The organism is Hahella chejuensis KCTC 2396, assembly GCF_000012985.1.
Lineage (GTDB): Bacteria > Pseudomonadota > Gammaproteobacteria > Pseudomonadales > Oleiphilaceae > Hahella > Hahella chejuensis.
Map to the genome: position 1 here is coordinate 3,756,445 of NC_007645.1, position 13,577 is coordinate 3,770,021.

9 protein-coding genes are annotated in these 13,577 nt (G+C 50.2%); 8 read left to right on the top strand and 1 reads right to left on the bottom strand.

Going from position 1 to position 13,577, the window contains the following annotated elements; translation table 11 throughout:
- Positions 1–209 precede the first annotated feature (209 nt).
- The gene (locus tag HCH_RS16230; RefSeq protein WP_011397426.1) at positions 210–1,250 is read right to left on the bottom strand and encodes an MBL fold metallo-hydrolase; all 1,041 of its coding nucleotides are present in this window, start codon (positions 1,248–1,250) and stop codon (positions 210–212) included.
- Positions 1,251–1,358: 108 nt separating this feature from the next.
- On the opposite strand from HCH_RS16230, the gene HCH_RS16235 reads away from it, so the two are divergent.
- The 8 genes from HCH_RS16235 to HCH_RS16270 all read left to right on the top strand — a co-directional run bounded on the left by HCH_RS16235 (position 1,359) and on the right by HCH_RS16270 (position 13,571).
- On the top strand, positions 1,359–2,303 hold the full coding sequence (locus tag HCH_RS16235) for a LysR family transcriptional regulator (RefSeq protein WP_011397427.1): 945 nt from the start codon (positions 1,359–1,361) through the stop codon (positions 2,301–2,303).
- 243 nt (positions 2,304–2,546) lie between these two features.
- Positions 2,547–3,518 (top strand): EamA family transporter, encoded by a 972-nt coding sequence (locus HCH_RS16240; protein WP_011397428.1) that lies wholly within the window; start codon positions 2,547–2,549, stop codon positions 3,516–3,518.
- 107 nt (positions 3,519–3,625) lie between these two features.
- Positions 3,626–4,903 carry a radical SAM/SPASM domain-containing protein gene (locus tag HCH_RS16245; RefSeq protein WP_011397429.1) on the top strand — a complete coding sequence of 426 codons (1,278 nt, stop codon included), beginning with the start codon at positions 3,626–3,628 and terminating at the stop codon, positions 4,901–4,903.
- Between the two features lie 13 nt (positions 4,904–4,916).
- Positions 4,917–5,858 (top strand): agmatinase family protein, encoded by a 942-nt coding sequence (locus tag HCH_RS16250; RefSeq protein WP_011397430.1) that lies wholly within the window; start codon positions 4,917–4,919, stop codon positions 5,856–5,858.
- Between the two features lie 434 nt (positions 5,859–6,292).
- The gene (gene zorA / locus HCH_RS16255) at positions 6,293–8,293 is read left to right on the top strand and encodes an anti-phage ZorAB system protein ZorA (RefSeq protein ID WP_011397431.1); all 2,001 of its coding nucleotides are present in this window, start codon (positions 6,293–6,295) and stop codon (positions 8,291–8,293) included.
- Positions 8,290–9,081, top strand: coding sequence for an OmpA/MotB family protein (locus HCH_RS16260; RefSeq protein ID WP_011397432.1), 792 nt, complete (start codon positions 8,290–8,292; stop codon positions 9,079–9,081). The genes zorA and HCH_RS16260 overlap by 4 nt, the downstream gene beginning before the upstream one ends.
- Positions 9,078–10,559, top strand: a complete 1,482-nt coding sequence (locus HCH_RS16265; RefSeq protein ID WP_011397433.1) for an EH signature domain-containing protein — start codon at positions 9,078–9,080, stop codon at positions 10,557–10,559. Before HCH_RS16260 ends, HCH_RS16265 begins: the two co-directional genes overlap by 4 nt.
- Positions 10,560–13,571, top strand: coding sequence for a DEAD/DEAH box helicase (locus tag HCH_RS16270; protein ID WP_011397435.1), 3,012 nt, complete (start codon positions 10,560–10,562; stop codon positions 13,569–13,571).
- Positions 13,572–13,577: the final 6 nt, after the last annotated feature.

A 13,577-nucleotide genomic window follows, 5' to 3' on the forward strand; every position in this document is an offset into this window, starting at 1 on the left:
GACGCTTATGCGCGGCCAGGCCCTCTTGTTCGAATCGTTTTCGGAAGGTTTGGATAAGGGCGAAAATTATTAATATGGCAATGATATTGGCATGTTAATAATCAGGCGCATGGATGCGCCTGCGCGGCGGCTAGCCGCGGGAGACGTGGCCTGACATGTGCAGGCCACGTCGTTGCAGACAAATAGAAGGAAGCTATTTGTCTGCCTGATTAATACTTCACCTGCGCGCTGTAATTCACCGGAATCCACTCAAAAGCGCCGCCGTCACGCTGTACATGGCCAACGCCGGGGAAAGGTATGTGCGCGGCGCCCACCAGATATGCGCCTTCCACCGCATCGTTGAAGGCGGCGAGTCGTTGCCGGGCGGCTTCCGGCGAGTTGACGTCGAAATCGATGGTGATTTCCGGTCTGGCGAACTGGATGTCCCGGATATGCAACAGATCCCCCAGGAAGCGGATGCGCTGGCCCTGGCTTTCCACTTCGTACACCGTGTGTCCGGGCGTGTGGCCATGGGTGGCGACGGTTCTCACGCCGGGAAACAACTCGCCATCGCTGTTGAATGTTTTGACTTTATTGGCTTTCAGATAGGGGCTGACGGACTGTTCCGCCCAATCGAAGCCGCGTTTCAGCGTCTCATTCACCTTGGCCTTGTTGTCCGGGTTCAGCCAGAAATCGACATCGTGTTGATCCACATAAACCGTCGCGTTGGGAAACATCATCTTGCCGCCGCGAGTCAGACCGGAGGAGTGATCGCCGTGAATATGGGTCAGCAGTACTGCGTCGATCTGCTCAGGTTGATATCCCGCCGCCTGCAGGTTATCCGCCAGGTGACCGCCTTTGTCGCCAAAAATATCCCCTGCGCCAGTGTCCACGATGGCCACATGCTCGCCAGTGTCGATGACAAACGTGTTAATGGAAGTTTCCACCTGCGGCCCCAGATAATGGCGCGCCAACAGTCGCGTCACCTCTTCCGGCGTGGTGTTGTTCATCAGCTTGGTGAAGTCGACCATCACCGAGCCGTCGGAAACCGCGGTGATCTTGAAATCGCCCAGTTTAAAGCCGTAATGACCGGGATTGCTTTGCGCCGCGACGACATTTTTGCTGGATGCGGTATCAGCGGCGGACGCTGCATAGGCGAATGGCGCGGTCGTAGATCCTCCTGCGGCCAATAAAGCGGCGCTTAGAAGCAGGGTGCGCGCCAGGGGTGTTTTTTGAGCTGTCTGTAAAGAGCGAGAAGATGGGATGTACATAGTATTTCCTTAGATATTTCTACTCTGGCTCGACGTTGTGGTCATTGCCTTTGGTTGGACGCAATGATTCAATAGACCGCATCATCATTCAAATCGATCATTCTGATAATGAATATCACTGAAAGAGATTTTAGGGGCGTCGACCTCAACTTGCTGGTCACGTTGCTGGTATTGCTGCGCGAACGTAGCGTCACTCGCGCGGCGGAAAAAATGCATTTGGGGCAACCGGCGGTGAGCGGGGCCCTATCACGGCTGCGAGAGTTATTCGACGATCCCATTCTGGTGCGCACTGCGCAAGGCATGACGCCTACAGTGAAAGCGCTGCAGTTGGAAGCGGAGTTACTGCCGGCGTTAGGTAAAATTCATTCCGCCTTGTTCGAGCCCTCAACCTTCGATCCCGCCACCAGCGAGGGCGTCTTCACCGTGGGCATGGCGGACTGGGTGGAAGTCTGGCTGGGACCGCGCCTGATCGCAAAGTTGCATGAAATGGCGCCGTCGATCCGCCTCGCCATCAAATCCGTCGATCCTTTTCAGGGTCCCGCCATGCTGGAGCAAAATGGCATGGACCTGGGCGTTTCCTGCTTTATCGACGGCGGACCTTCCTGGATGCTGCGCAAACGCCTTTGCTCCATGGGCTTTCTTTGCGTTTACGATCCCAGTCTGGTGTCCATCACGGAGCCCCTCACGCTGGAGCAATATGTCAGTCATCCTCATTTGATGGTGACCTACAAAGGCGCTTTCGAAAGCAATGTCGACATCGCTCTGGCCGAAAAGGGGATGCGGCGCACCGTTCAGTTTGCGCTACCGCGTTTCTCCACCCTGCCCCCGATCCTCAAGCGCATCCCCGTTCTCGCCACCGTGCCCAAGGTGGTCGCCAGTTGCATGTGCGCCGCCTCGGGACTGCGCGCCGCAGCGCCGCCGCTGCCGTTGAAGGAAACCAGCGTGGATTTGGTATGGCGCGCCACCCGGGATAAAGACCCGGCCCTGCGCTGGCTGATGGCGGTGATAGAGGCGTGTCTGCAAGAGGCTATGGCGCTCTCAAACAACCTCTAACTAAGATCCTAAGCGTTTGTTTTTAGTGATAACTTTGCCTGTTGCCAGGGAGTTGGAAACAGGCGTAGTATGAGTTCGTCCCCCTTATCATACGTCCTGTCTCGCAACGTTAACGTCGCCTGACGGGATCGCCGCAACGTCGTCGATAGACTTCCACGCATGCGCGTTATGTAACAGGCGGGACGGCTCACGGAGCCCGTATATCGCTGCCAGAAACATGGATTGCAAAGGAAGGAACTCGATATGTGGCGAAATCACCCTTTTGCCTTCGGCATTATCGCGATCACCGTCGCGGCGATTCTGTTCGGCGTCGCCGGCGCTCTCGCCAAAGTGTTGTTCCATGCGGATATTTCGCCGCTGGATTTAACAGCAGTGCGCTCTATCGTCGCCTGCGCCGTTTTCTCTCTCGCCATGCTGCTCACTCAGCCAGGCGTTTTCCGGATCAAAAAATCGGCGCTGCCGCTGCTTATCGCCACCGGCCTCGCTTTTACCGCCGTGAACATCACTTTTTACTACGCCATCAGCATGATCAGCGTGGCGGCGGCCATCACACTGGAATATACCGCGCCATTTTTTGTGCTTTTGATCAGTGTGGTTTCCGCCTCGCGCCGGGTTGACGCCCGTGATGTGGGCATTGTCGCGTTGAGCGTGGCCGGCTGTTTTCTGCTCACTGGCGGCGAGGCGGAGCTGTTCTCGCTCAATGCTGGAGTGTTGGTGGGGTTGGCCTGCGGACTGGCCTTCGCCGTCTTCAATATGCTGGGCAACGCCTGCAAGCGGCGCGGCGTTGGGGCCACCACCGTCACTCTCTACGCGTTTCTGATCAGCTCCGCGTTATGGCTGGCGGCGCTGCCGACATTGACCGTACACGAAATCGATTACTCAGGGGACGTCATCCTCTACATCGCGTTTATCGCGATTATCGCCACTATTATTCCGTACTGGCTGTTAATGTACGGATTACGCCACGTAGACGCCCTGCCCGCCACCATCATCGGCATGTTCGACCCACTGGTGGCGGGGCTGGTCGCATACGCGCTGGTGGGCGAACGCCTGACCGTCGTCAACATGGTCGGCATCGGCGTCATCATCGTCGCCGTCTGTCTCATTACCATAAAAGAAAAGAACGCCCCGTCCTCGTCACAGAAAAACAATGCGAAAAAGGCGCCGGACGAGTCCTCCGGGACACTGCAAGAACCCACTCAGAACGCCTACTAAAAATTCCCAACCGCCAAGTCCACTCCGGACTCATGGCGGTGAAGACAAAAGGGATACGCCTCATGGAATAGCTGTAACGCAAATCGGATCAAAAAAGGAATTTAGTTATGGATAATAATCACGCAACGCTGTTGAACGTACATCTGATCGACGCCGCCGAAGAGCGGACCGATAACCTCCCAAATCTGCGTCTCTCCCCCGACGTGGACCGCAAATCTCTCCCCCATATCCAGGCTGCGCAGAGCCGACTGGAGAATCTGTGGGCGGTGGGCACTGATTATTGCGAAGAAACCATTCGCCGGGCGCGGGCGGAAAACCGTCTGCTGCACCTGGATATCGATATGACCGGCGAATGCAAACTGAAGTGTTTTTACTGCGATCGCACGCCTGATCGCTACAGCGATGTGCCTGACCGGACGGAGTTAAGCACCCAGGAGCGCAAGGACATTATCCTGCAGGCGCGCCGTCTGGGCGCTACGACGGTGGAGTTTCCCGGCGCCGGCGAGCCGATGATCGACCCCGGTTTCTGGGAGATCGTCGAATACATTCACAGTCTGGGCATGACTACCGTGCTGTTCACCAGCGGCTACCATCTGGACGCCGCAGCGGCGGACCGTCTCTATGAGCTGGGCGCTTCCGTGTTCCTCAAGTACAACAACATCGATACCGCCGTGCAGGACCGAATGGTGGGCGTGCGCGGCTATGGCGACAAGGCGCGCAGCGCCATGGGGCTGTTGCTGGAGCGGGGTTTTAATAAGTCGATACCCACCCGCCTCGCCATTGATGTGGTGGTGACGCCCAAGTATCACGATCTGGACGATGTGGCGGATCTGTTTCGCTGGTGCCGGGACAACAACGTGCACAGTTACATCATGACGCTGATCCCGGAGGGGATGGCGGATCACAAGTCACTGCTGCTGGAGAAAGAGCGCGCTAATGACCTGATCGAGATGATGCGCAAGATCGATGAAGAGGAATACGGACTGGTCTATTCCCCCAGCCGTCCCATGGGCGGCGGTTATCGTTGCCGGCAGGTGAACTGCGGGCTGTTTGTGAATCTGTTTGGCGAAGTGTACGACTGCAACGGCTTGTCCCGTCTGGTCGGCCATTTGCGTCAGGATACCCTGGAGAGCGTTTGGAATTCCGCTTATGCGGAAAAAATCCGTACGCCGGATCAGAACGGTTTCTGTCTGGTGCGGGAGCGTCAATGGCAGGGCCGCGACCTGTCCGCCATGAATCGTAAGGTCGAGGAATACGAACGCTGGCGCGCCAAGCATGGCGACGATGCGGTCGTAGAAAGAGCCAAGCAGGCCGTCGGCATTGACCATGTGGAGCTGACCCGCAAGGGCGCCATGGTGAAAACGCCAACGACGCAACCGGTGTGATGAGGAAGCCGCCATGTATGAGAGAGTTGTGAACGACCAATCGTTGAAATGGGTATCCGAAGCCTGGGTCAAGGACGTGGAGGACGCCGCTGGCGGAGTCTCCGGTTCGGATTTGATCACCTTTATGGAGATACCCTTCGATTTCGCCGTAAGCCATCGCCCTGGAACCCGGTTCGGGCCCGCCGCCATTCTGGAAGCGCTGAATGGTTTCAGTCTTTATTGCACGGACAAGCGCGCGGATCTCTCCTCTCTGCGTTTCAGGCGTGGCGCGCCGGTCCCCGTCAGCAATGATATTCATCAGACTTATTCCCGCATCGAAGAAGCCGTGACGTCGCTGCCGCCCTCCACAATGCCGATATTCCTGGGCGGCGATCATTCCATCACGGACCCGATTATGCGGGGACTTCTTAAACGCTCCGGCGGCCAGCGTTTCGGCTTGATCGTGTTCGACGCGCATTTTGATTCACGTCCGCCGGTCAAAGGCCAGGAACATTCAGGGCACTGGATGTATACGGTGCAGGAGGTGTATAGCCACGCCAACAGCGTGCAGCTGGGCGTGAACGCGCCGATCTATTCACGGGAGTATATGGAGCGCGCGGAGCGGGCTGGCGTCATGGTGCGCACGCCCTATGAAATCCGCCGCGACGGCTGGCTCCACACCCTGGAGGAAGCCATCGCCCACGCCTCCCGCAATACCGATGGCGTATATGTGTCCGTTGACATCGACTGTCTCGACCGCGCCTTCGCCCAAGGCACCAGCGTCCCTAACGGCTGCGGCCTGATGGCGTACGAAGTCGCCGACGCCCTCTACGAAATCGCCCGCAAAACCAAAACCATCGGCCTGGATATTGTAGAAGTCAGCCCGCCCCTGGACGACGCCTCCAACACCGCGGAAGTCGCCGCCCACTTCGTCATGAACTACCTCGCCGGCTTGACCGAAAGACGACGCGACTAACCGATTTAACCCTTCGTCCCCGACCAGGCCCTTCCGCACTCGCCTGTCGGGGGCGTTTTTTTGCGTCAAGCGTCTGTCTCCACTTTCACCACATCAATCCCACTCTGCGAACGTCCTCATTCAAAAACACGTCACCCCCGACGCAAAATTTTACCTCGGATTCAGATACGACGACGAAAGCCGAAAATTAGCGGAAATATGGGAACGAGAAATGGATAGCTTGATGAGGAACGGGGAGTTAAAGGAGTTGTCTGGCAGGTTTAATGAGCCTGCTTTTGAGTAATTTCCCCTTTCTCCTGCTCACGAGCTTCCCTCCCTTCCCCGCTCTCGGTTATCACAAAGTTTTACACTTATCCTGTGAAATTCAGTGGGCGTAGATCAATTCACAGACTTTACTTTATCTCAGTGTAGGTATCTCGCGTGCGAGGGACTGTATGAAAAATGCTGAATATAATTTGGGAAACTTATGGCCAGAGTTTGGCCGAATTCTCCAGTGGGATATAACTTCACCAGAAGGCTTAAGCGCACTGGTTGTCTTAGCGTTAATTATCATTGCCCTCTCTCTCGGAGTCTGGTCTTTAATAAACTACGATAGAGCTATTCGGCGCCTCCGGTTTTATAAGAGATTACTTACAGGCATAGCGCCAGAAGAACTGCTTGAGAAGCAGCGCGAGATCCTCAGTCATGCTTTGAAAAGTACCAAGTACGGAAAGCTTTGGCGCGAGTTTGACGAGTCTCTTGTCCACATCCCTCAGAAACGGCGTTTATGTAATACATTAGATGCCGCTCACTTTTTCAATACTCATACGCTGGCAAGCGGCCTAACTGAAAACCGACTCATCGCGGCAGTACCAGGCTTTCTAACTGCGATTGGCGTAATTGGAACCTTCGCAGGGCTCCAAATGGGATTGGCTGAATTAAATGTCACGTCTGAAGATTTCAATGAGCTTAAAACAGGAATTGCCGGACTGATTGGAGGTGCGTCCATCGCCTTCATGACTTCTGTTTGGGGCGTATTAACCAGTGTGATTTTTAATATTTATGAGAAGTCACTTGAACGCAGCATTCGAGGAAAAATAAGTCAGTTTCAAAATGAAGTTGATTATTTGTATCCCCGTATAACAGCAGAACAAAGTCTTTCCAATATCGAAGATTCTTCCCGACAGAGCCTTGAAAAGCTTGCTGAGCTGGACGAAAAAATTGGTCACAAAATGCAAGAAGCAATGCGGGAAGCATCAGGGGCGATCAGTGAAAGCGTTGCGCAAAGCTTAAACAGCATTCTTGCCCCAGCAATCACCAGATTGGTTGATAGCGCCCACTCTGGGTCGGAGAAGGCGCTTGAATCATTGCTAGAGCGATTCCTTACTGGTATTGGTTCCGCCGGAGAAAGCCAAAGAGCCATGATGGAGCAAGCCGCTCGGGAAATATCCAGCGCGTCTGGCGGTATGACTCAAGGTCTAAGTCGGTTCACCGAGAATCTTGAGCAACAAGTAAAAAGCCTGATTACCCAGAGCGCAACGGTAACAGGGGACATAGAAGCCCAACTCTCACACCAACTATCGCAACAGCGAGAACTTGATGCTTCTCGCCAGCAGCAATTGCAACAAGAGTTCGGCGGCTTTCTTGTTTCAATGGAAGAACAAATGCGGAATCTCGCGCATCAAAGTACGCAAATGCTCGAAAACGTTCAAACAACCTTAGGCCGACAAAGTGAAGAGCAACAGAAGAGAGAGATCGCCAGACAAAGGGTTTTGCATGAACAGTTCACTAGCTTTAATAACAGCCAGGTTTCTTTAACTGAGTCTGTAGAGAAACTTTTGGCGCGCCAGGAGCAACAACACACTTCGCTTCAGAGCGCATTATCGACCTTACTGGATGACTTCAAGGATCTCTCCAAAAGTCATAGAGAAGCCACTCATGGGATGCTTCAAGCCGGCGCAGATATGAAAGCTTCATCAAATCAACTTGGGCTACTTTCCGTAAATATCAAAAGCGCTACTGACGCTATGACCGACAAAATACAGAATGCCGTGTCGCTTTCCGCATCCATCTCTGAACAGTCGCAAGCTCTTCTCCAAGCTTATAAAGATCTTTCTGACAAGCTCCAGCTTACCAATATGCAGATGGAAGACACGGCGACCAACTTGGATAAAGCTGCTCAAACCGCAAGCCAAGGCATGTCTATTGTTGGGTCGCATTTTGATCAGTTGTCAACATCACTAAAAGCTCATATTGGAGACTTAGAAAAACAGATTGCTGAATTGCTGTCTGACTACTCAGACCGCGTTCAAGCGCAAACCGCAGAGCGCTTAAACGTCTGGAATGAGCAAACTAACAGTTATCTAGGAGTCATGACAGATGCAGTTCGCACACTAAGTGAGGTAGTAGATGAAGTAGATAATAAAGTCAGTATCCGCACAGGAAGCCACGGATGAGAACAGTTAGCAAGCGCTATCCCAGCGCACAAGTAGATGAAGAGAATCCTTACTGGATTTCCTTCTCTGACATCATGGCTGGCTTGTTAGTAATCTTTGTTCTGGCGGCGGTCGCTTTGATTCTCGAGCTAACTCAAAAAAGTGAACAATGGGACGACGCGATAAAAGAGATCGCTAAAGCTGAACAAGTCAGAAAGGATATTCTCAGAGAGATTGAACAAGAATTAAATGAAAAGAATATCCCCGTCAAAATCAGCGACAACGATACCGTCCTGCGAATTCCTGAGGATGTTCTTACATTTCGCCAAGGTCGTTTCGATATCCCCAAGGACCAGTTACATCAAGATATTGCACTGGAAATTGGCAAAGTCCTGTTCCATACAATTAGCAAAAATAGTCGTTGGCAATATTTGGATACTATTTTTGTTGAAGGGCACACCGATAAAGTTCCTTACCGAAACTCATCAATTAAAGGCAACTGGGGCCTGTCAACATTTCGTGCAATTTCAGTCTGGAACTTCTGGAATACCATGCTGGAAGAAAACGAGCGCCTTGGATCACTTAAAAACCATATGGGGAAAACACTATTTTCCGTTAGCGGCTATGCCGATACTCGACCAGTCCCTTGCACAAACGCCGACCCGAATGTAACGCTCAAAGAGCTATGTCCGGTTGGTGTATTAGAAGAGTCTGAGTCCCAACAGAAAAACAGGCGCATAGACATTCGCTTCACTGTCCGCCGTCCAGCGCTTGAAGATTATCACGCAGTCAAACAGGCTCTAAAGTGACGCTAAAGCTCCGGTCAATTGAATTTTCTTTACCCGATTGGCCAGACAAGGCTTTTAATGGCATTCGTGAGGCAGAGAAAAGGCTAGCGGATATAGCTGGTAGCGCAGGGAAAGGATCGACGAGATTCCAAGATACTTGCAGCAGAATAGGACGGGCTGCCAGCCAAGGTGAGTCAGCTATTTTAGCCAATATAAATGACCCAATCGAAATTCGGGCATTGACTTATCTTCTCTCAGTCCCGGCTGAAAACCATGCGCCCATTATGCTAACAGAGAGAATAATTAAGCGCATGGAAGAAATAAAAAGCCCAATGAGCCGACTTTCTCTCATGCAATTAGTCCGGGCTTTCTTTTTTCGTTTCGATAACCTGGTCTCCCCTCTTGGCCTACAAACACTCATTGCGCTAATAAAGGACCAACTCAGAACGCTTAATAGAGGCGCACAAGGGGGACTGTCCACTTATGCAAGCTCCTCCTCTCTTTTATTTTCCGAAACAGGTCCAGCTAAGCTAGCGGAAAAAGCACAAAGAGAAGCTATCGATCTAGATGTTCTTTTTAAGCGCCTCTCTCTCACTGGACTTGGTGAAAGTCGATACCTCACCCTTGCCCGCTGTCAATACTATCTTCGAACCCTGGAAACCATCCCAATCAACCAGAGTCATTCAATCCTGTCTGAGATCTGTAAAAAGGAAGTCTTTACGACTCCCTTGGACGAAAGCCGGCTAGTTGGACATGGTGTTTTGGAGATCATCATTGACCGGTCTAAAGGAAGTGTAATTCATACAGATTGGCGCAACGCCATATTAGCGATTGCCGGAGATCCACGTGTACCGAAAAGCGCAGAAAACTATCAACGATGGTGGTCGTTACTGGGAGAAGAAAGGGTTGCACTAATGCGGGGTTGGCTGAGTCGCTTCGACCTCAAGCTGTTTCTTAGCATTCTGGAACAAAGTGCAAAAGACAGCGGAGAAAGAGATATGGAACGCATGTTCGCGCCCCGTAAAAAATTCATGGAAGGTTTACTGGAAGAAGGCGTTATAGTCGAGTCTCGTTTATTTTTGAGTACTTACGCTACACGATATTTAAAGCAGCGGTATAAGAAGGAAGACCTTCCAGCATATGCGAGAGTTCGTTCCTCTAGAACTTCAATGATTTACCTAAATATCAAAAACAAAGTCTATTTAGTTGAAGGTAGCCACAGCTTTCCTATTAAGATTTTCAACAAATTAGCTCCGGAAAGCCGTTTGCCTAACTATAATATTGATGAGGTCACTGACGAACAATTACGAAATGGCGAAATGGAACGCTTTCACAGAACTTACGGACTCAACGGTTGCCTAAGTCAGACACATCGAGACTTAATTTGGCAAAACAGTGTACTTCAATTTATGAAGAGTAATGGTGTCTTAATTAGAGCAGCCAAAGTAATACGACAAGAGTCTTATCGTGCTTATAAAGAAAAGTTTGGTAGCAACTAAATGAGTATACGAGACTTAATTAATAGGCTTACCAACTCCAGTCATGACATCGATATCTCCTGGAAAGTAGATCCAGTTGAAGGGCTGGATTTCATTTTTAGACCCGAAGCACTCGCTGATATTGAAAGTCGCGCTATCAACAACCCAATGTTTGGCATCCAATACGCCTATCTTAAAGGACTGCATGAAGAAGGAGTGGCAAGGAATAATGCTAACGGATATACGATTCCAGCACATTTTGTCGCGGAGCTTGATGATGACTTCTGTGAATTATTTCAATTGCCGCGCCCTTACCCAGGTCTGTATCGATGCAGAATAAAAGGAAATACCGGGCAGGCCGCATTCCATGTATCTATGGATGCCGAGCTTCCTGATGGCTGCGTTATAAACGATATTGCACTGTTTGGCCCATTTTTGAAATTTACTGACGAAGAACTCTACCGGCTATCACCTCCAGAATGGCAAGCCTTAAATGCTCTAAAAAGGCATATTGATTTACCTGCGGATAGTAAAAACGAATACGAAAATAACTGGCTTATATTTCAGCTGCAGTTAGCAAAAAAAGCTGGCGTTCCGCTTAATTTAGCGCACTTCAATAAGTTAGAGATCTCACTTCCAACTTCCATTGGTATTGCTGTAGATGAGCTTCCTAACGGGGACTTATCCCTAACACCAACATTCGGGGCGGACATCGCTATAGACGATATCAAGACCCGCTTGGACCAGCTACCAACGAACGGCGATCACTGTATATTGCGAATCAAAAATAGGTTTGTATTACTAGATAGCAAAAGACTTGAAGCCGCCCGTGAAATTCTAACAAGCAGGCATATTCCGAAAGAGCAAGTCGCCACATTTCTAAGATCCCCGACAGCTTACCTTAATGCAGCCCTTATCGACCTGGATACTGGCTTTTCATTACGCGTGCATGGCGCAGAGAAGTTTTCTCACCGTTACTTCGGTGATGTTGAGAAGTCTGGTATTGATTGGTTTGCCGTAGATAAATCAATACCAGAACCATTTGAAAGGATAAAAGACCTGGTAGTCTCTGAGGACAATTTAGCAGAGCTTAATGAACTCATCTCAGATGCAAAAAATGGTGGCGCAGAGCTCATTGAGTACGCCGATAAAAAATTTGATATATCAGATACAGAAAATGTCAGTCAGACAATAGATCGCATACGAGAAGCCCTAGCCAGCAGCGATTTGGATAAAGCTCCTCCCGCACTGACAGATGAAAAAGAATCAGATACAACGATAAAAGAGCAAGCCGTTGTATCAATTGACAGCAACGATGAAAAAGAAGAGTTTGTAAGCAATATTCCTCTTGGCGGCATCAACGCAACGATCCAGAGCTTCGCAACCGACAACTTGAAGCGCTCTCCTTATCCACATCAAAGTGAAGGCATTAAATGGCTACTTGCTCATATGGATATTGCCATAGAGCATGATGCGCCTAAAGGAGCTTTGCTGGCTGATGACATGGGCCTAGGTAAGACTTATATGGCTCTAGTTGCTATTTCAGAATGGCTTCGACGCCAAAAGCCTGAAGGGAAGTACGATAAGCCGGTGTTGATCGTAGCGCCATTGAGCCTCTTGGAAAACTGGCAGGCGGAGGTAAATGAAACCTTCATAAAATCACCATTTAGTGACATCGTTATACTTCAATCTGGGAGCGAGTTATCGCGCTTTAAGATAAAAGGAGCTAGTCGCGAGACACAGCAAGTATTCGAAGACAAAGACATTATTGAAGACTATGAACAGATTCGTTATTCCCTAAAAGTGGGAGGACTATACGGATCAGATCGCCTGGACATGCCTCGTCGCCTTGTTCTTACGACTTACCAAACACTGCGTGACTATCAGTTTTCATTGAGCAGAGTAGACTGGAGCGCAATTGTCTTTGACGAAGCTCAAAACATAAAAAACCCAAATGCTCTGGCTACTAGGGCTGCCAAAGGACTAAAGGCGGATTTTAAACTATTAGCTACTGGCACTCCGGTGGAAAATACTTTGAAGGACTTTTGGTGCCTTATGGACACCGCAGTTCCAGGGTTATTGGGGGCATGGCAGACTTTTCGGGAAGAATATATAAGCCCAATCACCTCCGCAGATCCGGATAGCATAAACAATGAGAAATTGAGAATTGGCAAAGCGCTCCGAGATAGAGTTGGCGACTTTATGTTGCGTAGAACAAAAGAAGAAAAACTGCCTGGAATGCCAGAGAAAACCATCTACTCTGGAGACCCAAACGACCTCACGGATAGCTACCTCCCTACATTAAGCGGCATGATGAGCGGCGCTCAACTTAAGTATTACGACGAGGTAATTGCCAGCGTACATGGCAGAAAAATTGAAGATAAAAGAAGGATAGTTCTACCTAGCTTACTGAAACTTAAAATAGCATGTATTCATCATGATATTGGCTCAGGCTACACTCCATCAAATTCACCTAAAGAGTTTCTGAGACATGCAGAAAACTCTATAAAAATACAAGCAATGCTAGATGTCCTAAAAGACATAGAGAAGCGGCAAGAGAAGGTGCTAGTTTTCGCCACTTCGAAAGCCGTACAGGCTTATACCAGTGCATTAATTACAACTTTGTTCAAGATTCAAGCGCCAATCGTCAACGGTGATACCAAAGCCGTAGCAACACCCAAAGATGACCTGACCAGAAAGGCTATCATAGACCGCTTTCAATCAGAGAAAGGATTCCGTGTCTTAATTATGTCTCCAATCGCAGCAGGCGTTGGGTTGACTGTAGTAGGGGCCAACAATGTAATCCACCTTGAGCGTCACTGGAATCCCGCCAAGGAAGCCCAAGCAACTGATCGCGTATATAGAATTGGCCAAAAAAAGAACGTTAATGTTTACCTGCCTATGGCGCTTCACCCAAACTTAAGTTCATTCGACATTCAGCTTAATACCCTGTTAAACAATAAGGTTACTCTAAGCGACGCAGTTGTTGCGCCAACTAGCGTTCAACCAGAAGACTTTTCAATTTTTAAATAATCAAAA

Excerpts from the sequence above, each read along its gene's own strand:
- HCH_RS16270 (WP_011397435.1), top strand. The coding sequence starts at position 10,560 with ATGAGTATACGAGACTTAATTAATAGGCTTACCAACTCCAGTCATGAC.
- zorA (WP_011397431.1), top strand. The coding sequence starts at position 6,293 with ATGAAAAATGCTGAATATAATTTGGGAAACTTATGGCCAGAGTTTGGC.
- HCH_RS16235 (WP_011397427.1), top strand. The coding sequence starts at position 1,359 with ATGAATATCACTGAAAGAGATTTTAGGGGCGTCGACCTCAACTTGCTG.
- HCH_RS16240 (WP_011397428.1), top strand. The coding sequence starts at position 2,547 with ATGTGGCGAAATCACCCTTTTGCCTTCGGCATTATCGCGATCACCGTC.
- HCH_RS16245 (WP_011397429.1), top strand. The coding sequence starts at position 3,626 with ATGGATAATAATCACGCAACGCTGTTGAACGTACATCTGATCGACGCC.
- HCH_RS16260 (WP_011397432.1), top strand. The coding sequence starts at position 8,290 with ATGAGAACAGTTAGCAAGCGCTATCCCAGCGCACAAGTAGATGAAGAG.
- HCH_RS16250 (WP_011397430.1), top strand. The coding sequence starts at position 4,917 with ATGTATGAGAGAGTTGTGAACGACCAATCGTTGAAATGGGTATCCGAA.
- HCH_RS16230 (WP_011397426.1), bottom strand. The coding sequence starts at position 1,250 with ATGTACATCCCATCTTCTCGCTCTTTACAGACAGCTCAAAAAACACCC.